The sequence below is a fragment of the Sporosarcina sp. P2 genome (assembly GCF_002743255.1).
Lineage (GTDB): Bacteria > Bacillota > Bacilli > Bacillales_A > Planococcaceae > Sporosarcina.
In genome coordinates this window covers 12,386-34,975 of sequence record NZ_PDYY01000014.1, presented here as the reverse complement: position 1 = coordinate 34,975, position 22,590 = coordinate 12,386, and the positions used below count along the sequence as shown (strand labels likewise).

The following is a 22,590-nucleotide window of genomic DNA, read 5'->3' as shown; positions in this document are numbered from 1 at the left end:
ACTTTAGAGGTTCCGATGATGAGTCGCTCATTATATGTAGACGTAACCATCATTGTTTTAAATATCCTGCCACTAGTACAAAGTATTCATTCTTGCAAATCTATTTGACAATGATTCTCATTATCGACTATGATAATACTTATTGAGAGACATTCTCATTGTGTTCAAGAAAAATGAAGTTGGTTAAAAAGTTAGCGGGTGGGAAACATCATCTTCCTCTTAACGAGTGGCAGTTTACCCATAGTTGCATCTATCTTAAGCCTGATGATTGACCCGGTTTCTTCCTACATACAGTAAATTTGAGATGGGATCTTCACTTTCCACGTGTGTTAGTCGGAGTTAGTCTTGTAATCACTGGTGTGTTAGTACGAGGTAATTCATTACGGTGGCTAGCACAAACTTGTCGCTGGCATTCCGATTGTGATCTATGCAGTGGAATAGGCCTCCACTGTATAGATGGCTTTCGGTAACCCGTTAGCACACAGTACATTGCGTAAACACTTGAAAGCAAACTGTACACGTCTACTTATTGGAAATTAGCGTACAAAAGCCCACCATTGCTTTGCCACGCTAATTCCCAAACGCAACCCTCCCTTTACTTGCGGACATTCACGACATTCCAGCAGGGTTGCTTTCAAGCTGTTTCATTTGGCTGCTTTCATTATTGAGGGCAGTTTTTTTGTGTTGAAATGTGATGAAGGTAGACTGTGTTGTTGGGTAAGCGCTTTATTGGTCGTGTGATCCGCTCAATGTCGGGCGGGAAGCGCTCTATCATTCGAGTACTCCGCTCAATGTCAGTCGTGAAGCGCTCTATCACTCGAGTGCTCCGCTCAATGCCAGTTGTGAAGCGTTCTATCACTCGAGTTCTCCGCTCAATGTCACAGTCGGGAAGCGCTCTATCATTCGAGTGCTCCGCTCAATGTCAGTCGTGAAGCGATCTATCACTCGAGTGCTCCGCTCAATGCCAGTTGTGAAGCGCTCTATCACTCGAGTGCTCCGCTCAATGCCAGTCATGATGCGCTCAATCATTCGATTAATCCGCTCTATCCAAACAAAAAAACCGCTACTTCACAAAGAAGTAACGGGTTCTCACTCTACTTAAAATAACAAATGCGCAATTCCGGCAATGATTGGTAAGGCAATGAGTGTACGCAACAAGAAAATGATCAGTAAGTCGAAAATATTTAATGGAATTTTAGTGCCTAAGATCAAGCCACCGACTTCGGACATGTAAATTAGCTGAATTACGGAAACTGCCGCAATCGTAAATAGTGTAATAGGCGATGTAATGACGCCTTCCGCTAAAATAACAGGCAAGAACATGTCCGCGAATCCGACGACCATCGTCTGTGCGGCTTCTGCAGCCTCGGGTATCTGCAAGAAATTCAAGATGTATTCAAACGGCTTACCTAGAATACGGAATATACTCGTATACTCAGCCATTACTAAAGCAACCGTCCCGAAAGCCATAACGACTGGCGCGACGCCGAACCACATGTCAAGCACGTTCTGCATTCCTGCGCGAACTGTCTTCACAACAGAGCGTTGTTTTGAAGCTGTATCTAGTGCGCTAGTGAGTCCTAGTTTGAAGACGCTTGTTCCAGCGGGCAGTTTTTCGTCCTCTTCGGAATATTCACGATCATCAATATACGTATTCTTAATAGAACGTAATGGATAAATTCTTGGCATAATTAAGGCAAGAATCACTCCTGTGAACAGAACCGTCGCATAAAATGGTAAGAAGTAATTTCCAAGTCCGACTTTGTCAATAATAACAAGCGTAAATGTAATCGACACAACAGAGAATGTAGTCGAAATAATCGCTGCTTCACGCTGTGTATAGTGACCATCCTCGTATTGTTTACTTGTAAGTAAGACACCAATTGTTCCGTCTCCAATCCATGAAGCCAGTGCATCAATGGAAGAACGTCCAGGTAATTTAAATAAAGGTCGCATAACCTTTACCATTAACGTACCGAAGAATTCGAGCAATCCGAAGTTCAATAATAAAGGAAGCAGTAGACCTGCGAAGAAGAAGATACTGAACAAGAAGGAAACGAGTCCATCACCTGCAAGTAGCAATCCACCTGTATTCTCGCTCCAAATCGCTTCAGGACCTAATTTATAGACGACCATGATGGCGAAGATTGCCCCTATAATTCGGGTAATCGTCCAAAACGGTGTAACTTTGAATAAGTTTGTAAAGAATGAAGGTCTGTTTGGATCTTTTTTAACAAATAGATAGAGTATAGATCCGAGTGCAGACACAATGATCAAGCACATCATAAGTTGTGGAATAATCGGTTCCAATGAGCCTGACAATAAATCCGCCAATTTCGCAATCGGTACTTTCCAACCTGCTGTAAAAGGTAGTGGAATCATGAATAATATGACTCCGAGTATAGACGGGATTAAGAATACTAGCCAAGTGCTAGCTGTATATTTTTTCAAGGTATTTCTCTCCTTGCACATAATCTAGTTGATGTATATTTATTCATTATACTGTTTAACGGGTCGATGTAAATACTTTAGCACAAAGTGTAACTTTTCAGTCAGCAAGCAGTCTATATGGAAATGGGATATGTAACGGCAGATGGTCGGTAAAATACTATGTAGGATTACAGTAATCGGTAGCGCAAAGATGGATTTGATTGCACAAGCGGACAAGTTTCCTTTACGAAGTGAGATGGTTAGGGGAAAGAACTTTCAGAGGGCATCTGGTAACAAATCAAACTGTAGCCTGTGCAAGACTTGGCCATAAAGTGCAGCTGATCAGCACGACAGGCGCAGGAGAGAAATTTAACGGAGCGCTCGCTAGCCGACTGCTTTAGAACTAGTAAAAGAAGTAGAAAATCTTGCAGATAGAAAAGAGTGGAAATCCTTTTATATCAAGCCTGATTGGCACTCATCTGTCACCATTGACAGGCATTACTAAAAATCTAACCGTTCTCCCTTTAAATTTCTGAACAAAAGGCGTATGCTATGGCAATAGAATGGAATACGAGGAAAAATGGAGGTAGATGTTGATGGTTTTTGGAGAGAATATAAAGGTCCGTAAACGCATCTTGCAGTTGATTGATGGCTTAACAGATGAGGAATTTAACGGAACACCATCGCATGGCGGCTGGTCACCCAAACAAATTGTAGAACATTTAGCATTAATGGAATGTCGAGTTGCTACAAACATCGCCCAAGAATTGAAAAATCCTGAGAGTTTACGTGTCTTCAAAAAACCGATCAGTGTATCGGCTAGTCCTTTAGTAAAGGCATATTTCATGGAATATACACAACCAACAGATATGCATCTTTCCATTCCAGAGATTAAAGAGAAGTTGCATGCATCCAGAAATTATTTACTGGATATCTATGAATCTGCCACTATTACAGAACTTCGCTGTAAATCACTAAAGCATCCGATTTTTGGAAATGTGCCGTTAATTCAATGGTTCCGTTTCGTAGGATTCCACGAAAAACGTCATCTACGACAGCTGAAACGTACAGTAGAGCAAGTGAAGTCGGCTCGCGTACCGCTAGTTTCAACGTCTAAATAATAAAAAGAGAACTTGTTGCCTCCTAGGGCACAAGTTCTTTTCTCATTTTACTTTGAATCAGCTATACTTTACTTAACCGTGAAGGAGGAGATGGAATGAATCGATACCGTTTTGATACCCCTGAAAAGCTGCGTGCATTGCTTTGTGAACTAGTAAGTTGGGATAGTCGTACGTTAACGGAAGGAGAGCGTTTCTTTTCCTGGAAGCTACAAAATAAGTTGAGCGAACTGGAATACTTCACTGAGAATGCTGATAATATTACACTTCATGATGCGGGTCTCGGGCGGCATGTCGTGCATGCCCTTTATGAACATCCTGACGCCACAGATACGATTGTGTTGATCAGTCATTTTGATACTGTACAAACGGATGAATACGGAGCACTTGAACCACTTGCATTTCATCCGGAAGAGCTGACTAAGAAGTTGCTAGAAAATAAAGATATGTTGCCTGAAGCTGCGCGCCTTGACTTGGAATCAGGAAAATATCTATTCGGCCGAGGTACGATGGATATGAAGATGGGGTTGGCTTTACATATACAGTTGATCGAACGAGCAAGTATGGAGAATTGGCCTATTAATTTATTATTGTGTACAGTACCGGACGAAGAAGTGAACTCAGCGGGGATGCGTGCTGCCGTAAAGGAACTTGTACGCCTGCAAGAACAAGAAGGGCATCGCTTTAAGTTATTCTTGAACGGAGAGCCTTCATTTTCACAAGGACCTGCGGATACGAAAGAATATATTTATTCCGGGACAATCGGAAAGATTATGCCAGCCGCATTATTTTATGGAAAAGAAACGCATGTGGGTGAACCTTTAAAAGGGATTACTGCAGATTATATGGCGTCTTTTTTGACACAAAAGATGGAATGGAATCCTCTATTCCTTGAAATAGAGCAGAACGAATCAACACCTCTTCCCGTCACATTGCACCAAAAAGATTTGAAAATCCAGTACTCTACACAAACACCACAGCGAGCAGCTGCGTTATATAATGTCTTCCTATTCAAGCGGACAGCTGCTGAAATCATGAATATATTTGAACAAGTGGCGAATGAAGCGATGGCACTTTGTACTGAACATTATAAAGCGGTGTGTGCACGTGAATCGGCAGTGCCTCTAGGAGATATTCGTGTACTGCGTTTTGAAGAGTTATTAACATACGCTGAAGATCAGTTAGGAAAAAATGAAGTAAACAGATTGAAACAGGAAGTGCTGTTGCAAGAAGAATGGGATGACCGTGAGCAATGCATACGTATTGTCGATACGCTCATGATGGCGTGCCAGGAATTAGGTCCAGCGACCGTCCTATTCTATGCGCCACCTTATTACCCGGCTGTTAACTCGTCTGACGATCCCCTTGTGAAGGAATCGATTGCGTTTGTGCAAGAGCGAGCGCAAGTATTTAATTTAACAATTGAACAAGTACATTATTTCAATGGAATTTGCGATTTGAGTTATGTGCATTATAAGGATGAAGAGGATCATTGGAAGGCGTTCGCAAAGAATACGCCAGTCTATGGTGCGACGTATTCGATCCCGTTTGAAGATATGCGCAAGCTAACTGCACCGGTGTTGAATGTGGGTCCGTTTGGTAAGGATGCGCATCAAAAGACGGAGCGGCTGCATATCGATAGTGCGTTTAGGGAAATGCCAGTGTTGTTGGAGCAGTTGGTGAAGAAGCTCGCGGGCATGAATCAGCCGAAGTCTAGATGAGGTTTCAAACAATTTGGGTCTAATGGATAGAAGTGTTGGACCGGCGTTCGACGTAGTTTGGATACTAGAATTTGAAAGTGTCGCACTCTTGACCTGCATTGGTGCGTGGCCCTACCCGATAGAAAATCAACGTATTGATAGTACTAATAACGAATTTTAGGCAAAGCAATAGGCATAGACAGGCTAATATCCTGTCTGTAGCTTCTTGCGAAAGTCATCTACTTGAGCCGAAGTGAGGCCAATGGATTCTCCACTTACAATGGCTCGCAAAACAACCTCCCCATGTTACACCCCACTCACTTTCATTAACCATCAAACACCACCATACATAGTACGCAAACGTGCATGTTTTCAACTTGTCTAAATTTCAGCTATACTAAGAGTAGAAGCAATTTAAGAATAGGATGTGCCAGGATGAGTCATTTAGTGGTAGAAAAATTAACTAAAACAGTTGGAGAAAAAACACTTTTTAGAGATGTAGCATTTAATTTAAAAAGTGGAGATAAGATCGGTTTGATTGGGATTAACGGCACGGGAAAATCTACGTTACTCTCCATAATTTCGGGGCAGGGAAGTGCGGATACGGTGACAATGGATCATCCAAATAAGTTCCGTGTGGCATACTTGCCTCAAGAACCGATTGTCAATCCGGACTTAACCGTGATGGAAGCAGTATTCGAAAGTGATGCACCTGTTATCCGTACAAATCTACATTACGAGCATGCATTGCAACTACTAACCGAAGATCCTTTAAATGAAGAATATCAGGAACGTTACTCATTCTATCAAAATGAAATGGATTCAACGGGCGGCTGGGATTTGAATGCATTAGCACGTACTATATTAATGAAGCTAGGTATCGAGACATTCGATAAGAAGATGGGCGAATTATCCGGCGGTCAACTGAAGCGTGTGGCTCTCGCTAAAGTATTAATTGAACCGGCAGATTTATTGTTGTTGGACGAGCCGACGAACCATCTGGATGTCGCATCGATTCAGTGGTTGCAAGACTTCTTACAAAATGTTCAAGGAGCAGTATTATTTGTTACACACGATCGGTACTTCTTGGATCAAGTCGCTACACATATTTACGAGTTAGCGGATAAAACACTTTATTCGCATACCGGAAATTACGCAGATTATTTGGAGTCAAAAGCACTGCGTGAAGAGATGTCAGCTGCTTCGGATCAAAAAGACCGTAATCGCTACCGTAGTGAATTGAAATGGATTCGCCGCGGTGCTAAAGCGCGGTCGACGAAACAGAAAGCGCGAATTGACCGCTTTGATGAACTTCAATTGAAAGTGAAGCAGACTGATGAGTCATTGGACTTTGAAATGGATTTACAAACGACACGTCTTGGTAAAAAAGTGTTGGAAATCAACAATATTACAAAAAGATTTGACGATAAAGTGATATTGAATGGTTTTTCTGCTATTCTACAAGCGAAAGAACGTATTGCGATTATCGGACCGAATGGTGTAGGGAAGACGACACTTCTTCAAATGCTGGATGGGACGACGATGCCGGACACCGGTGAAGTCGATATAGGCTCTACCGTAAAGATTGCTCATTTCCATCAACATTTGCCACCAATGAATGAAAACCAGCGGATTATTGAGTATATTCGTGAGACATCCAATGACATTGAATCAGGAGATGGTGAGCGATTGTCCGCGACACAAATGTTGGAGAGATTCTTATTCCCTTCCTCTGCACACGGAACGCCAATCGGTAAATTATCAGGTGGGGAACGTAAACGTCTATATCTATTGAAGTTATTAATGGAACAGCCGAATGTTTTGCTGCTGGATGAGCCGACGAATGACTTGGATCTTGAAACGTTATCCGTTTTGGAGTCGTTCATTGATACGTTCGCTGGAGTAGTCGTGACGATTTCCCACGACCGTTTCTTCTTGGATCGAATCTCACGTAAGCTATGGATACTAGATGGTTCGGGAGAAATCGATGTACGTCTTGGTTTGTATTCAGATTATCTTGAAGAAAAGAGTACGAAAGACGTGAAGCCCCAAGCTAAAGTTGCGGTTGTTGCCCCGGCTCCAGAAGTTAAAGAACCTAAAAAGAAAATGACATACGCGGAAAAACGTCAGTGGGAAACCATTGAAACGGATATAGAAGGAATAGAAGAAAAAATAGCCGCGGTACAACAAAAAATGACGATTACGGGCTCAGACTATGATCAGCTCCGTCAACTGGATGAAGAACTCGTAACGCTGAATCAACAATACGAAGAACTGGTCGAGCGCTGGTCTTATTTACAGGAATTAGCCGATTAATTATATTGGAGGAGATTGTTCTTGAAAATCAAATCGATTGAACCGACACCGAGTCCAAATTCCATGAAAATTATTTTAGATACCCCTTTGCCCGATGGAGTAAGCCATAACTATAAGAAGAAAGATGAGGCACAAGCACCTGAGCCGGTTCGTTCTCTATTGGCTATACAAGGAATTAAAGGAATCTATCACGTATTAGATTTTATGGCAGTAGAGAGAATTGGAAATGTTGCGTGGGAATCCATCCTGGCCGAAGTACGTTCCGTTTTAAATGAAGACGGCGAATCGCTTGAACAAGCTGAAGAACAGAAGATAGACGAGCATTTCGGTGAAGTCTACGTTCATGTACAGACGTATAAAGAGATCCCGCTGCAAGTGAAAGTGTTCAATAGTGATGAGGAATCACGGTTTGGATTAAGTGAACGTTTCATCCAAGCGATGGAAACCGTTCACCATTCTGAAGTGGAAAACTACATTTTACTGCGAAAATGGGTAGATTACGGAATTCGTTACGGAGAATTGCAGGAAGTGGGCGAGCAAGTTGTACAAGAACTTGAAGCCGCGTATCCTGAAGCACGCCTGCATGAGCTTGTGGAAAAAGCGGAGAAGGCAGACGGAGAAGCAAAAGTTCGTGGAGAGAAAGTGACTTTGGCGGAATTTACTGTTCCAGAATGGGAAACGCGCTTTCGCTTATTGGATCAAATGCCAAATCCCGACGTTTCGGATTATCCAGTACTTACGCTGGCACTTGAAGATGAGAAGATGTCCATCCGCAGATTGGCTACAGTTTACCTCGGTATGATTGAAGATGAAACAGTCATCCCGTTTATCGAAAAAGCACTCGAAGATAAAAGTTGGGCGGTTCGTCGTACAGCCGCAGATTGTATGAGTGACCTTGGCTATGTTGGTTTCGAATCAGCTGCTATCCGTTTACTACAAGATAAGAACAAGTTGGTTCGTTGGCGTGCCGCAATGTTCCTCTATGAATCCGGAACAGAACGAGCATTACCCGCACTGCATGAAGCAGAAAACGATAATGAATTTGAAGTGAAACTTCAAGTCCGTATGGCGATCGCTAGAATTGAAGAAGGCGAAGAAGCAAAAGGCTCTATTTGGCGTCAAATGACCGAAAGAACTAACTAATTTATTCAAGTCCACCGAGAGACGTTAAACATCTCGAATTCTTGACCTTGTCTACCCGACAAGGTTTTTTTATATGACTTTCAGATAAAAAGGTATACTTTTAGTAAGGACTAAAGGTATAATGATGATCTGATCATAATTTACTAGGAGGGCACATGAAGTGAAGAAGTCTGCAAGTATTGCGATGAAACTCTCAGGACTAATTATCGCATTATTTTTATCACTATTTTTGGTATACTCAGTTGTTACCAGTTTCATGTTACATAAGCAAAGCATTAAAGATGCTGAGGAATTTGCGTTGGAAAGTGCAAATAAAAATTCACTTGTTCTTAGTGCGAAATTCAATGAAACAAATGATATGTTACGCACAACAAGTCACATATTGGAAACATTGCAAGCGACAGGTGATATGAAACCGGAGGAAATTATTCGGATCATCAAAAACAATTTGAAGAAAAATGAGGATGCTACCGGAATGGCAGCGGTAATCAATCAGTCCGCATTCGCTGAAGGGGAAGTCATACCAAAGAACTTGCTAGATGAAAATCAGCAATTCATTCCTTATGTCTTTAAACAAGACAATACTACTGATGTAGAACCATTAAGTGGAATGGATGATTCTACAGCGAATAGTTGGTATACCGTTCCAAAAAATGAAGCACGTGCGATATTAACAGAACCTTACCCGTACGAAACAAATGGTAAAACGATTCTCATGACTACTATTTCCGTTCCAATGGTCGATGCATCAGGAAATTATTTTGGTTTGTTAACCACAGATATATCAATAGATTTCTTGACTGATATGGTGAAGACGATTCAACCAAAAGGCGGCTATGCTTCTATTATTACAGACGCTGGATATATTACGGCGAACAGTCTAAAGCCTGAACTAAACAATAGCAATATGGCAGATGCAATCGATTGGAATGCTGCTAAAGTAAATATTGATCAAGGTGAATTGGCAAGTATGTATGTAGATTCACAGAGTCTAGGTGAACGAGCATTTAATGCCTTCTCTCCAATCAACTTAAAAGGAATCGATGAGAGATGGTCAGTACAAACTGTTACACCGAAATCTGAGATTTTGGATACATTCACTGCTATTTTGTGGATTACAATTGTATCTGCAATCGTGATTATGTTACTGATGTCAAGCGCCTCCACGATTTTCATTTATCGACTGTTGAAACCGTTGAAAACCTTACAGCAATCCATGCAAACCGCTGCCGCAGGTGACTTGACGATGATGGTAGATGAACAGAAAATCCGCCACGATGAGATAGGTTTAGTAACACTTGCTTATAACGATATGTTGCGTCAGACGAATGCGGCGTTACAAACCGTGCAATTATCTTCGAGTCAGTTGAGTGATTCATCCTCGCAAGTCACACATGCCTTCGAAGAGCTAGTAGCTGCGAATCAGGAAGTATCAGTAGCGACAGATGAAATTGCACAAGGCGCTTCTAAACAATCCGAAGATACAGAGGTGACAAGCCTACGAATTTCTGATTTAGCGGACCGTATGGATCATATCCACACGATGTTCATGACAATGAATCAGTTGTCTACAGACGCTTCTCATTCTGCTGAAAGTGGAATGTCGGAAGTGAAAAAACTACGTGTTCATAACACAACAGCAAATGAAATGAATAAAAAAGTACAGCTTCAAATACAAACTTTGACTACTAAAATATCATCTATTAATCAAGTCATTGAAACATTGCATGGTATTACTGCAAGCACGAATCTTCTGGCGCTTAATGCAAGCATTGAAGCGGCTCGAGCGGGTGAAAGTGGTAAAGGATTTGCGGTTGTTGCGAATGAAGTACGTCAGCTAGCGGAACAGTCCCGCAGAGAAACTGAAGTAATTCAAGAAACCGTGAAAGAAATCTTGTCAGAATCACAGCAGACAGTTGATGTCATTGAATTGAACATGAAATCAATGGACGGTCAAAATCAGTCCGTTACAGATACGGAAGAATCATTCGTACAGAACGCGGACATCATTGATCAAATTCGCCAATCCATCACGGAGCTATCCGAGAAGCTTGCCGAAATGATGGAATATAAAGATGAAGCCATTCTAGCCATCCAAAACGTTTCTGCCATTTCGGAGCAGACGGCTGCCTCTTCCGAAGAAGTGAGTGCATCGGCTGCCGCACAACAGAGTGAATTGGAACAAGTAGCATATTCTACAAATCAAGTGAATGAGATCGCTGGGGAATTGCGAAGTGTAGTCGATCGATTCAAATTATCGTAATTTAATCGTGTAATCAGCAGAAGTGGCGTAGTCCACTTCTGCTTTTTTGGAGTCTGTTTTACGCAGTACAGTTTATGATGTGAAAGTGTCTGCAGTTCTTTTTGCTATGAATATGCGAGAGTATATGCAGTGACTCACGTAAACCCTCCACCAACCCCTCGCTAGGAAATGAATGTCACGAGGTTGTCCTGACATTCAAAACCGTCAACTCCTCACTATTCTTTAACAACTCAATAAACACTTGCAACGCCTTCGTTTGAAACGGCGAGTTGGTCACGATAGAGAAATGCCGCTTGAATGGCGTTCCTTTCACCGATAGCGTCGTCAAATCACCATAACGTAATTCCTTTTGTATCGCCCACTGTGACAGCAAGCTAACGCCAAGCCCCGCTTCGACAGATTCTTTAATCGGTTGCGTACTGCTGAATTGCATAATGCGCTTTGGATAAAATCCAGACTGGGAAAAGAATAATTCTGCAGCTTCCCGTGTACCTGAACCTTCTTCGCGTAATAGCCAGATTTCATCTTCTAGTGCAGTGATTGACTGTCGTCCTTTTTTCTGAGTTAGTGGATGATTGCTAGGCGTGACGATGTACATTTCGTCTTCTGCAAAATCTTCATTTTGAAGCGGTGCAGCTTCCTTAAAATGCCCTTCGATCAAACCGATGTCGAGTTGGTGAGTAATGACTAACTCCGCGATGTCTGCTGTATTTCCAATTGTGACTTGTGGTTCAATCGCCGGATAGTCTGCGACAAGTTTAGACAGAATATGAGGCAAGACGTATTCACCGAAAGTATAGCTGGCTCCAATGGCGAGAGGACCGCTAGCTTTATGGGCTAAGTCATCTACTAAGTTTTGCATTTTTGAATACAAGCCCGCAATTTCTTTTGCGTGATGATAGACAATTTCCCCAGCTTGGTTAAGTCGTACATATTTATTCGTCCGCTCGAGCAATCGTACACCAATGGATTCTTCGAATGAACGAATATATTGACTGACAGCAGGTTGTGTCATATGCAGTTCTTCTGCTGCTCTAGAGAAGTTCTTTTGCTCGGCTACCTCAATGAATACTTGCAGTTGCTGATCGATAGGACGGCAACTCCTTTCCGCGTATATAGATTTACTTATCATAGCTATTATAAATAGTTATTTCACTTATAGCCAGCTGTTTTCTATACTATTACTAGGGAGGTGTCATCATGATTTGTTCGAAAATGACTCCAGAACAGCACGCACTACAACATCCATCTAAATGGAAATCATGGACCAGTGGAATAGCTTTTACATTTTTTATTGCATTTTTAGGTTATTTATTAGCAAAAGTACCAGGTTTCAATCATATAGGACAACTGGCCTGCGCAATCATAATCGCAGTGGCATACCGTCAATTTTTTGGCTATCCTGAAATGATTCGAAGTGGAATTGCCTTCTCATCCAAGCGTTTACTTCGCACGGCAATTATTTTATACGGTTTGAAATTAAATATAGATACCGTCTTAAGCGACGGGCTTGGTTTACTCTCTCGAGATGTAGGTGTGATCATTTTCGCGATATTCATGACCATTTGGCTCGCTAAAGTATTTAAAGCAGATAAAAACATCTCCCTGCTTTTAGGTGTCGGGACAGGAGTCTGCGGTGCAGCGGCCATTGTAGCAGTGGCACCGATTATTAAAGCAAAAGATGAAGACACTGCAATAGGTGTAGGAATCATCGCATTAATGGGTACAGTGTTTGCGATTGGCTACACGATTTTACGCCCCATTCTTCCACTCGATTCAATCGAGTACGGAATGTGGGCAGGAATCAGTCTACATGAAGTTGCGCACGTGGCTTTGGCGGGTGCACCGGCTGGAGAAGATGGCTTAGCGATTGCCTTATTGGCTAAACTTGGCCGAGTATTCCTATTGGTGCCACTATGCTTCATCTTCATTGCTATCATGAAACGTAAGCATACAGACGAAACGGGCGCTAAAATTGAATTTCCCTGGTTCCTCGTCGGCTTTATCATTCTAAGTATTTTAGGAAGCTATGTGTTCGGTCACTCCATTCCTGTCTCGGATCACCTAATGGAAGGCGTCTTTACACTGACGACATGGTTACTAACAGCAGCCATGGTTGGACTCGGCCTAAACGTCAGTCTACGAGATGTAAAAGACCGCGCGATGCGTCCACTTGCCGCCATGACTGTCACATCCATACTATTATCCGTCATCGCCTATTTCATTATTTAATACACCATACCGATAAAAAGTCAGTCTACGAGTAACTATCTCGTAGGCTGGTTTTTTTGTAGTGAATTCTATCCATAACTGGCAATCAATAAAAATTCAATAAAACGCGACTGAACTAGTTGACTTTATTTAGTCCATCCCCTAAACTATTAATTATTGGTTTAGGGGGTGGACTACTTTGAAAAATCAGCTTCAAGAAGCAGTAGAACTATTTGAAGAAGTCATGATCTACGGTACAGAGCATGTTGTGAAAAACTTGGACGTTCCTATATGGAAGGATTACTCACCAGAACAAATCCACGTACTAAAAATACTATCTGCTTACGGGCAGCTATCCAGTGGACAACTGGCGGAGATTCAAGGCGTACATAAAAGCGCCATTTCGAGTCGTCTTAAAAAACTAGTCGAAAAAGATCTTGTACAGTCTGAAAAAGACGTGAATGATCAGCGGATGAATCGAATATCACTAACCGAAAAAGGTCGTGAAGTACTATCGATTTCAAATGCCGCAATAAATGAAAGCATCGAAAACTTGTTGAAAGATCAAATCGATGAACAGGAGCTTGAACAATTCATCAAGACATTTCGTAAACTGAAATCGATTTTAGTCACAAAGGAGAGATAAGGCGTGAAAACGATACTAAAATTTAAATGGCCTATTGCGATCGGTATTGTCATACTGACGGCTGTTTTATTTATACTAGCACCTGACTTGGCAAAGCAGGCGGAAAAAGCAGGTTCTTTCCAATTGCTAGATTCGGCAGATTCCCAGAAGGCTGCAAAAATGTTAGAAGATGCGGGACAAGCGGATGAAACCATTTCGCTCGTCTATGACCTCGATAAACCGGCAGATAAAGCAAAAAAACAGGAAATTTCTGCAACTGCCAAAGAGATCCGGGATGCCAGCAACATTGTAACGGATGTTCTAGATCCGTTTGAAAGTGAAGAAATGAAAGATCAGCTCGTTTCTAAAGATCAAAAAACTGTATTGCTCCCCATCATGGTAGACGGTACAGATGATGAAATCATTCAGTTGGCTGAAAAAATAAAAAAAGATATCGTATCTAAAGAAGATACAGTGTATATGACGGGCGAAGTAATCATCAATCATGACGTAAATGAAAGTGCGCAAGAAGGACTGAAAAAGACAGAAATTATTACGGTCGTATTGATCTTTGCTTTATTGCTCATTGTTTTCCGCTCGATTGTCACACCATTCGTTCCGTTAGTCGCGGTAGGAATCGCTTATTTATTAAGTCAGTCATTTGTAGCGTTCTTCATCGACTGGTTTGGGTTCCCGGTATCAAACTATACCCAAATATTTTTAGTCGCGATTTTATTCGGTCTTGGAACAGATTATTGTATTCTGTTATTAAGTCGGTATAAAGAAGAATTACTAGCTGGACATGAAGTGGAAGAAGCAATTATCAACACGTATAAAACAGCTGGACGCACTCTATTCATCAGTGCACTTGCGGTCTTTATCGGTTTCGCGGCAATCGGATTTGCGGACTTTCCGATATTTAAATCAGCAGTCGCAGTAGCAGTAGGGATTGCGGTGTTGATGTTCGTTCTATTCACTGTCGTACCGCTGTTGATGTCCATTTTACAAGACAAATTATTCTGGCCTTCAAAAGGCGCGGCTTCGCATAAAGATAGTAAATTGTGGATTGCATTCAGTAAATTATCCGTTATGCGCCCATTACTTTCTATGGCCATCGTAGCCATCATCACGATTCCGCTATTATTGACATATGACAATGATCTATCATTCAATACGGTAGATGAAATTGATGGTAGTAAAGAGTCTGTCAAGGGATTACATCTTATTTCGGGTGCTTTTGGTGAAGGGGATTCACTGCCTGTACAAGTATTGTTAAAGAACGATTCTCCAATCGTTAAAGAAGGGGATATCACCTATTTAGAAGCGATTGCCCGAGACTTGGAGAAAGTAGAAGGCATCAAAAGTGTTCGTACCGTTACACGACCGACTGGTGAGTTATTGGAAGACTTGTATGTAGATCATCAAATCGGTTTGATGGCAGACGGCTTGAAACAAGCGAATGATGGTATACAGGAAATTCGTTTAGGATTGGCGACAGTACAGTATAATTTACGCGACGCAGCTAATCAATTGCCTTCCGGCGGCACGGGTAGCGGCTTAATCCAGGCTGCAAATGGTATTGAGCAGATCAATGGTCAGCTAGCACAAATTTCTGGCGGCCTCCAACAAGGTCTTCCTGCCGCACAAGCAGCTGGAGGGTTGGATGCACTAGGTAAAGAATTGGATAGGATCAGTAAAGGCATTGCCGGAGCTGGATCACAGATCAACCAAAGTGGTTCGCAAATCGGACTCTTAAAAAGTGGTTTGAAACAGCTAGGTAGCGGTGTCAAAGCTTCCAAAGACGGTTTGGCTGAAGTGACGACAGGTCTTCAAGAAATTGCGGAAATGCTTGACGATATGGCGGATACGAAAAGTGTGCGCGACACGGGTTTATTCATTCCTAAAGGAACACTCGATAGTGAAGAGTTTGCACCAGTCATGGAGCGCTATACATTCGACGGTGAAAAAGGAATTTTGATGGAAGTGATCTTGAAGGAAAATCCTTATTCACGTGAAGCTATTTCAACGGTGAAAGATATTAAAGATACTGTGAAGCGCTCGGTCATCGATACACCATTTGAAGATGCAGATCTAGCATTCAGCGGTATTTCGAGCATGAACTCGGACTTGAGTGATATTTCATCGGCTGACTTTACGCGTACAGTAACCGTTATGTTAATAGGGTTATTCATCATTCTCTTCGTCTTATTCCGTTCAGCTATCATGCCATTGTATATGATCGGTTCATTATTGCTGACATATTACACGGCTATATCTATTACGGAATTGATCTTCGTCAATGGTCTTGGTTATGACGGAATCAGTTGGGCAGTTCCATTCTTCGGATTTATCATGCTGATTGCGCTTGGCGTAGATTACTCCATCTTCTTACTCGATCGTTTCCGCGAAGAGAGTATTGGGGGTATGAAGGTCAGGGAAGCGTTGATGTATTCTATGGCGAAGATGGGTACTGTTATTATTACGGCAGCTATTATTTTGGCAGGGACATTCGGTGCTATGATGCCTTCAGGTGTCTTGAGCCTCATGCAGATCGCAACGATTGTGATTTCGGGATTACTGCTCTATGGTTTAATTATTTTGCCATTATTAATTCCAGCCATTACGATTTCGTTCGGACGCGGTGTTTGGTGGCCGTTTAGAGGATAAAGGAAAGGTGCTCAGCTACTGACTGAGCACCTTTTTTGTCTATGTTTATAGGACCAGTCTTACAGGGTAAATAAAGTAAAAACGAATAGATAGGGGATTGCTACTAATGAAGTTACATACGGGGTCATTGTATTGGGAGTCGACTTTTACAAAAGAAGGTTTTGCAGAAGTGAAACGTCAAGATCTATATGATGTCGCAATAGTAGGTGGCGGAATGTCGGGTGCGCTGACTTCATACGTATTGGTGAATGAAGGGTATTCGATCGTGTTGATTGAACAAGAGGAAGTAGGCGGGGGTAGTACTGCTGCAAATACTGGTTTACTACAGTTCTCCAATGATATTATGCTGCATGAATTAATAGAGCAGATTGGCGAAGAAAAAGCTGTGGAATTTTATCGGGCGTGTAAAGAAGCAATGAAAAATTTGCAAGATGTTGCGGAACATGCGCCATTTGATGTTCATTTCCATACACGCGAAAGTTTATATTATGCCAGCACAGAAGAAGATGTAGCAAAATTACGCAAAGAGTTCGAGACGTTACAAAAATATGGTTTTCCGGTAGAGTTCTGGGAACTTGAAGATATTGAAGCGCATTTCCCGTTTTCACAACCTGCCGCTATCGTGACGGCAGGGGATGCAGAAGTGAATCCTTTGCGTTTGTGTATGGGTGCGATACAGTATGCATATGAAAAGGGTATGGATATATTTGAACATACCGAAGTACTCGGGATTCAAGATACAGAAGAACGTGTATTCATCAAAACGACGAACGGGGAATTTCAGGCAAAGTCCGTCGTGGTCACTACTGGTTATGCACCGACTCCTGATATGGTGATTCCTCAAAAAGACTTAAAAGTTACATATGCCATCGCAACTCAGCCAATAGAAGATTTGTCATTCTGGCACGATCGTATGATGATTTGGGAAACCAAACGTCCTTATTTGTATATGCGATTGACGGATGAAAATCGCATCGTAGCAGGTGGCTTGGATCAAAATATGGATACATTACCAAGCTCACAAGAAGAAATCGATAAGAAATTTAAGCAATTAAAACAGGAATTGCAAGAGCTGTTTCCTAATCAAAAGTTCAATTTTGAGTATGAGTGGACAGCGTTGTTTGGGGAATCGACGGATGAGTTACCGGTCATTGGCCGCCATCCATTTGAACGGAATATTTATTATTTGATTGGTCTTGGCGGGAACGGAACGGTCTACAGTATGTTGGGGGCGTATTTATTACGTGATGAATTGGCAGGTACGTCTAATCCTAATGAATCTATACTAGAAATAGAACGTTAAAAAACAACTAGTGCAATCGTTCTTCAGCTACTTATAGCGTTGTGAATAGAAATAGGCTGGCGAGGAGATCATTTACATGACGTTCCGCGACAGCCTATTTTTTATGATGGGGCTAATAACGATATGAAATGAGTAGAGATTTTACAACGTAATAACGCCCATAGCCATTGTAATGAGGAATAAGACGATACTGAACCCCCACATGATAACGAATGAGTAGCGAATATGCTTGCCCATCTCTAATCCTGCAAGTCCCAATGCCAGCCAAAGTGCAGGCGAGAAGGGGCTAACGAATGTACCTATAATATTTCCAACGATTAATGCATAGGCGATGGAAACGGATGGAACACCGAAACCGGAGACGACTTGCTCTACAATCGGCAGTAATGCGAAGTAATACGCATCCGTACTTAACAATAGATCGAACGGAACCCCGAATAGGCCGATGATGATGTGCAAATACGGTACAATGATGGCCGGCAATACTTTTACTAAATCGGTCGCTATCGAATCTAGCATATTGGTTCCATTCAAAATACCGAGGAATGAACCGGCTGCTAGAATGATTGCCGCCATGAGTAGAGCATTTGGTGCGTGCGCTTTAATACGGTCCATCTGTTCATTCACAGAGCGATAATTTAATGGAAGTGCGATACTGAATCCGACCATGAAGATAAAGCCTGCAGGTACTTTTCCCCAAACGAGTAAGCCGATGACGGTTACGGCAATAATCACGTTAATCCATAACATTTTTGGACGCAGGAGAGAAGTGCCTTCTGATTCTACTTTTTGTTCTTCCACTTCTCCCAGTTCATCCAATTTGTCATCAAAATCCCCACTAGCTACTTTCTTAGCGATAACTCGCTTTTCACGTAATCCGAGAATGAAAGCAACTGCAATTAATAGTAGGAGACCGATGATTTGAATTTTAATAAGTGGTCGCCATAATTCCGTAACATCGACACCGAGTACAGCTGCTGCCCGTCCAAGCGGGCCGCCCCATGGAACCATGTTGACGATACTCGCTGAGATACCGACAAGTAGTAGCAGTAAATAAGGATTCATTTTCAACCTTTTATAGAGCGGTAAAAGCGCAGGGATCGTAATGAGGAATGTGGAGGCGCCAGAGCCGTCTAACTGTGCAATAGCAGCGATTACCACCGTCGCCATAGCAACAGCAATTACATTTCCTCGTGAAATTTTAATCATAGTATTAATTAGCGGGTTGAATACACCGGCATCTTGCATAACACCAAAGAATAAAATCGCAAAGATGAACATGATCACAACGCTAATGACAGACTCAATTCCACTGTTGAAAAATTCTCCGACTTCCTTGAAGTTGAATCCAGCGAAAAATGCACCGAAGATCGGAACGATGACCAACCCAACAATGGGTGTGATCCGGCCACTGATTAATAATGCGACGATAATAAAGATCGTTAGTATTCCAATAATACTTAACATAGCGATTTCCCTCCAATGGATAAAATGGTGAAAGAGTCTGTAAGCGGATACAAATAGAAGTATCTGAATAATTCCACTTAAGCTGTCCATAATGTACCATGTCGAAAAGCCGCTAAAAAGCTTGTTTACATAAGATCGATATACTTCATATTATGCGTTTTGTTCATTTTGTTCACGGTTGCGTATTTAGATTTTTCTATATGTCCGTTCAGGTCTACCGACATCTCCATAATGCAGCTGTGCTCCTACTACTTCAATCAATACAAGGTATTCTAGATATCGACGTGCAGTAGAACGGCTAACACCGGCTGCTTTACCTACTTGAACAGCAGTTATTCCTTCAGCCGGACTTTGAAGCAAAACGTTTTCTATCACTTCAAGCGTCAGACGATCGATACCTTTTGGCAATGCGTCAGAAGCAGAATCCTGCCGCATCTCCGTACCAAATAATACGCGGTCGAGATCTTCTTGGGAAAGTTCACTTTTAGATGACAGCAATACTTTCCTCGAACGGTACCGTCTAAATGCTTCCGCAAACCTCACAGGCTCAACAGGTTTGATTAAATAATCCAACACGCCTCCATGGAGTGCTTCCTCTATTATTTTAGTCTCTTTAGCAGCTGTTAGCAGCATAATATCGATTGCGGAGAATTCTCTTCGTAGATGCCAAAACAAATCTAGCCCTGGACTGTCAGGTATGTACACATCCAATAAAACCAGGTCGGGTAGCGTCTTTGCCTGTTGCAAAAAATCGATCGTCTCAGAGGCAGTTCGCGTTTCTGTCACGACTTCATAGCCGGTGATCTGTTCGACTAGTTGGCGATTAATCTTTGCGACTCGAAAATCATCTTCCACAATTAGTACTCGTATAGTACTGATCACGGGGGATCCCTCCTTCATTTATCTTTTGGTAATGACACGACAAAATATGTACCGCCCAATTCACTCGGTTCAATGGACAGCTGGCCATTCGCTGTTGCAATGGCATTCTTTGTTAAAGCCAAGCCAAAACCTCTTCCAGCTCCATCTTTTGTCGAGAAACCATGGGATAAGACTTTATCAAGCGAAGCTTCATCAATTCCTGGTCCTGCATCATCGATTTCAAACAGCAGATTTTGTCCGATATCAGTAAAAGAAATCGATATGTCCCGGGAAATGGCGCGTTCATCATATACAGCATCGAATGCATTATCAAGCAAATTTCCAATAGCCGTTAGCAATGCTTGGCGGTTTACATCGGAAAGTGTGGAATGTAATTGACTGTCAGGCTGGACGGATACATTAATTTGCAACTCACTCGCTTGATTCAGCTTTCCGACAAGCAATCCGCTAATATAGGGATCATCTATAGTATCAAGTAGTGCGTCTGTCCAGTGTTGCTGGATACTTGTTTCTTCTTGGATAAAGTCGAGCACTTCATCTTTTTTATTCAGTTGAGTTAGTCCCATAATTGTATACAGTTTATTTGCGAATTCATGTGTTTGTGAACGTAAGGCATTGGCATATTGTTGGATATGTGCTAATTTTTTAGTCAAATTCTCAATCTCGGTTTTATTCCGGAAAGTAGCGACTGCACCGAGCAATTCATGTTCGTAGAAAATCGGCACACTGTTTACATAGACGATATGGTTACTAAGAAGTCTTTCCTGATCAAAAACTGATTCGCCATGCTCTAGCACATACGGTAAGTCTGAATTCGGGAAGCATTCATGTATAGGTGTACCAATCCAATCGTCTGCTTGCTGCTCGCCACCTGTCAATAATTTCAATGCAGCAGTGTTGACCATCGTAATATGGCCATCTGTATTGATAGCGATAATGCCTTCATGGATAGAATGCAAAATCGTTTCTTTTTGAAACAGTAAATGCGAGATTTCTTCCGGTTCTAATCCGAATAAGACGTTCTTGATATAGTTCGCAATGAATACAGCTCCGATGATAGCAGCTGTGCAAATGCCTAGAAGGACGAGCCAAATTTCTAGGCTATACTCCCAGATGATTGAATCAATAGAATCTACCAAGAAACCGACCGAAACGACACCGACAATTTCACCGTTTAAATAGACTGGAGCCTTTGCACGCAGTGAGCTTCCTAATGAACCGGTTGATATAGAAGTATAGGATTCTCCATTATGCAACGCACGTTCATTATCTTCGCCAATCATTTTTTTACCAATCCGATCAGGACTCGGGTGTGCATAACGGATTTCTTGTTGATTGCCTACAACGATAAACTCTGCATCGGTCTGAGCTTGGATTTTCTGCACGATCGGCTGAATGATGGCAGAAGGATTATTCGATTCGAAAGCCTGGGAAATTTCAGGTATCACAGCTACACTTTTTGCTACACTGAGAGCCCTTTCTCCAATTTGGGCTTCTAATGTATCCGTGACGAAGTAACTCATAAATCCACCAATGAACAGAATAATCGTGACAGAGAGCGCGCCAATTAAGCCAATCATTTTCAAGTGGAGATTGACAAAGGGTTTGTTTTTCTTTCGATGGATGGATAAATCTTCTCTACGGATACGAATCATGATAAACCCCCGATACAGATGTTTGTAACTATAGAATACCATGTGGTGCGCAAAATTAAATAGTAATGGTTATGTAAATAGTAGGGGAGGGCTATAGGGGAAGGAATAGGCTTCTTCAATCAAAGCTAGTAGAATACCTAACGACAAGAGTGTTTAATGCACTACTGGGCAAGACAAATCAGAATAAATGATAGGTTATCTATATGAAACTTAGGGAATAATAGCTATAAAGGGAGTGAGTATATTGGAAATCTACACTGTTGGACATTCCACACATACAAAAGAAGAGTTTTTGACATTATTGGATGATGCAAGTATCGAGAAATTGGTCGATGTACGTGCATTTCCTGGTAGTCGTAAATTTCCGCATTTTCATGAAGATCGAATGACTGAATGGTTACCGGCACATGGTATTGCTTATAGACATTGTGGAAAATTAGGTGGACGTAGAAGGAAATCTAAAACTATCGACAATGAAGTCAACGAAGGATGGAATAATCAATCCTTCCACAACTATGCGGATTACACATTAACACCTGAATTCGAAAAAGGTATAGAGGAATTGATGAAGGAAGCCTCAGGCCAACGCATTGCGATATGCTGTTCCGAACGTCACCCAGCAAGATGCCATCGCTTGTTGATTAGTAATTGGCTCGCCACACATGGCATTAACGTAAAACATATTATAGATGGACCTAAGGAAAAAACATTGATTGAAGATCATGAAGTAGGCAAGTGGGGAGCTGAACCCGTTGTGTCAGCCAATGGAGAAGTGACGTATCCTCCTAAACAGAATGAAGATGAATAAAA

The 22,590-nt window shown here is 41.8% G+C and carries 16 protein-coding genes; 11 read left to right on the top strand and 5 right to left on the bottom strand.

Annotated features, from left to right (window positions below; genetic code table 11):
• Nucleotides 1-1,098: 1,098 nt before the first annotated feature.
• Nucleotides 1,099-2,451 (bottom strand): YjiH family protein, encoded by a 1,353-nt coding sequence (locus tag CSV67_RS13990; protein WP_099632218.1) that lies wholly within the window; start codon nt 2,449-2,451, stop codon nt 1,099-1,101.
• A 230-nt stretch (nt 2,452-2,681) separates the two neighbouring features.
• Here CSV67_RS13990 and CSV67_RS16560 point away from each other — a divergent pair, with 230 nt between their 5' ends.
• The 6 genes from CSV67_RS16560 to CSV67_RS13965 all read left to right on the top strand — a co-directional run bounded on the left by CSV67_RS16560 (nt 2,682) and on the right by CSV67_RS13965 (nt 10,970).
• Entirely contained in the window at nt 2,682-2,831 is a 150-nt protein-coding gene (locus tag CSV67_RS16560; protein WP_158232949.1) for a hypothetical protein, read from the top strand.
• Between the two features lie 195 nt (nt 2,832-3,026).
• Nucleotides 3,027-3,551 carry a DinB family protein gene (locus CSV67_RS13985; protein ID WP_099632217.1) on the top strand — a complete coding sequence of 175 codons (525 nt, stop codon included), beginning with the start codon at nt 3,027-3,029 and terminating at the stop codon, nt 3,549-3,551.
• Nucleotides 3,552-3,646: 95 nt separating this feature from the next.
• On the top strand, nt 3,647-5,269 hold the full coding sequence (locus tag CSV67_RS13980; RefSeq protein ID WP_099632216.1) for a M20/M25/M40 family metallo-hydrolase: 1,623 nt from the start codon (nt 3,647-3,649) through the stop codon (nt 5,267-5,269).
• Between the two features lie 414 nt (nt 5,270-5,683).
• Nucleotides 5,684-7,564 carry an ABC-F family ATP-binding cassette domain-containing protein gene (locus CSV67_RS13975; RefSeq protein WP_099632215.1) on the top strand — a complete coding sequence of 627 codons (1,881 nt, stop codon included), beginning with the start codon at nt 5,684-5,686 and terminating at the stop codon, nt 7,562-7,564.
• 21 nt (nt 7,565-7,585) lie between these two features.
• Nucleotides 7,586-8,707 carry a virulence factor gene (locus tag CSV67_RS13970; protein WP_099632214.1) on the top strand — a complete coding sequence of 374 codons (1,122 nt, stop codon included), beginning with the start codon at nt 7,586-7,588 and terminating at the stop codon, nt 8,705-8,707.
• Between the two features lie 160 nt (nt 8,708-8,867).
• The gene (locus CSV67_RS13965; RefSeq protein ID WP_099632213.1) at nt 8,868-10,970 is read left to right on the top strand and encodes a methyl-accepting chemotaxis protein; all 2,103 of its coding nucleotides are present in this window, start codon (nt 8,868-8,870) and stop codon (nt 10,968-10,970) included.
• A 175-nt stretch (nt 10,971-11,145) separates the two neighbouring features.
• Here CSV67_RS13965 and CSV67_RS13960 read toward each other — a convergent pair whose 3' ends face one another.
• Nucleotides 11,146-12,060, bottom strand: coding sequence for a LysR family transcriptional regulator (locus tag CSV67_RS13960; protein ID WP_099632263.1), 915 nt, complete (start codon nt 12,058-12,060; stop codon nt 11,146-11,148).
• Nucleotides 12,061-12,185: 125 nt separating this feature from the next.
• Here CSV67_RS13960 and CSV67_RS13955 point away from each other — a divergent pair, with 125 nt between their 5' ends.
• From CSV67_RS13955 to CSV67_RS13940, 4 genes are all read left to right on the top strand, one after another.
• Entirely contained in the window at nt 12,186-13,202 is a 1,017-nt protein-coding gene (locus tag CSV67_RS13955; RefSeq protein ID WP_099632262.1) for a YeiH family protein, read from the top strand.
• A 178-nt stretch (nt 13,203-13,380) separates the two neighbouring features.
• The gene (locus CSV67_RS13950; RefSeq protein ID WP_099632212.1) at nt 13,381-13,827 is read left to right on the top strand and encodes a MarR family winged helix-turn-helix transcriptional regulator; all 447 of its coding nucleotides are present in this window, start codon (nt 13,381-13,383) and stop codon (nt 13,825-13,827) included.
• Nucleotides 13,828-13,830: 3 nt separating this feature from the next.
• Nucleotides 13,831-16,473, top strand: a complete 2,643-nt coding sequence (locus CSV67_RS13945) for an MMPL family transporter (RefSeq protein ID WP_099632211.1) — start codon at nt 13,831-13,833, stop codon at nt 16,471-16,473.
• 106 nt (nt 16,474-16,579) lie between these two features.
• Nucleotides 16,580-17,776 (top strand): NAD(P)/FAD-dependent oxidoreductase, encoded by a 1,197-nt coding sequence (locus CSV67_RS13940; protein ID WP_099632210.1) that lies wholly within the window; start codon nt 16,580-16,582, stop codon nt 17,774-17,776.
• 141 nt (nt 17,777-17,917) lie between these two features.
• On the opposite strand, the gene CSV67_RS13935 is transcribed toward CSV67_RS13940, so the two are convergent.
• The 3 genes from CSV67_RS13935 to CSV67_RS13925 all read right to left on the bottom strand — a co-directional run bounded on the left by CSV67_RS13935 (nt 17,918) and on the right by CSV67_RS13925 (nt 21,780).
• Nucleotides 17,918-19,243 (bottom strand): CitMHS family transporter, encoded by a 1,326-nt coding sequence (locus CSV67_RS13935; RefSeq protein WP_099632209.1) that lies wholly within the window; start codon nt 19,241-19,243, stop codon nt 17,918-17,920.
• A gap of 186 nt (nt 19,244-19,429) precedes the next feature.
• Nucleotides 19,430-20,125: a response regulator gene (locus CSV67_RS13930; protein WP_099632208.1), complete on the bottom strand. Its 696-nt coding sequence runs from the start codon at nt 20,123-20,125 to the stop codon at nt 19,430-19,432.
• Nucleotides 20,126-20,139: 14 nt separating this feature from the next.
• The gene (locus tag CSV67_RS13925) at nt 20,140-21,780 is read right to left on the bottom strand and encodes an ATP-binding protein (RefSeq protein ID WP_099632207.1); all 1,641 of its coding nucleotides are present in this window, start codon (nt 21,778-21,780) and stop codon (nt 20,140-20,142) included.
• A gap of 235 nt (nt 21,781-22,015) precedes the next feature.
• Between CSV67_RS13925 and CSV67_RS13920 the strand changes: the two genes are divergently transcribed.
• Nucleotides 22,016-22,588: a DUF488 domain-containing protein gene (locus tag CSV67_RS13920; RefSeq protein ID WP_369803186.1), complete on the top strand. Its 573-nt coding sequence runs from the start codon at nt 22,016-22,018 to the stop codon at nt 22,586-22,588.
• The last annotated feature ends 2 nt before the right edge of the window (nt 22,589-22,590 follow it).

Coding starts and splice junctions, on each gene's coding strand:
- CSV67_RS13985 (WP_099632217.1), top strand. CDS start 3,027: ATGGTTTTTGGAGAGAATATAAAGGTCCGTAAACGCATCTTGCAGTTG.
- CSV67_RS13980 (WP_099632216.1), top strand. CDS start 3,647: ATGAATCGATACCGTTTTGATACCCCTGAAAAGCTGCGTGCATTGCTT.
- CSV67_RS13975 (WP_099632215.1), top strand. CDS start 5,684: ATGAGTCATTTAGTGGTAGAAAAATTAACTAAAACAGTTGGAGAAAAA.
- CSV67_RS13955 (WP_099632262.1), top strand. CDS start 12,186: ATGACTCCAGAACAGCACGCACTACAACATCCATCTAAATGGAAATCA.
- CSV67_RS13940 (WP_099632210.1), top strand. CDS start 16,580: ATGAAGTTACATACGGGGTCATTGTATTGGGAGTCGACTTTTACAAAA.
- CSV67_RS13935 (WP_099632209.1), bottom strand. CDS start 19,243: ATGTTAAGTATTATTGGAATACTAACGATCTTTATTATCGTCGCATTA.
- CSV67_RS13925 (WP_099632207.1), bottom strand. CDS start 21,780: ATGATTCGTATCCGTAGAGAAGATTTATCCATCCATCGAAAGAAAAAC.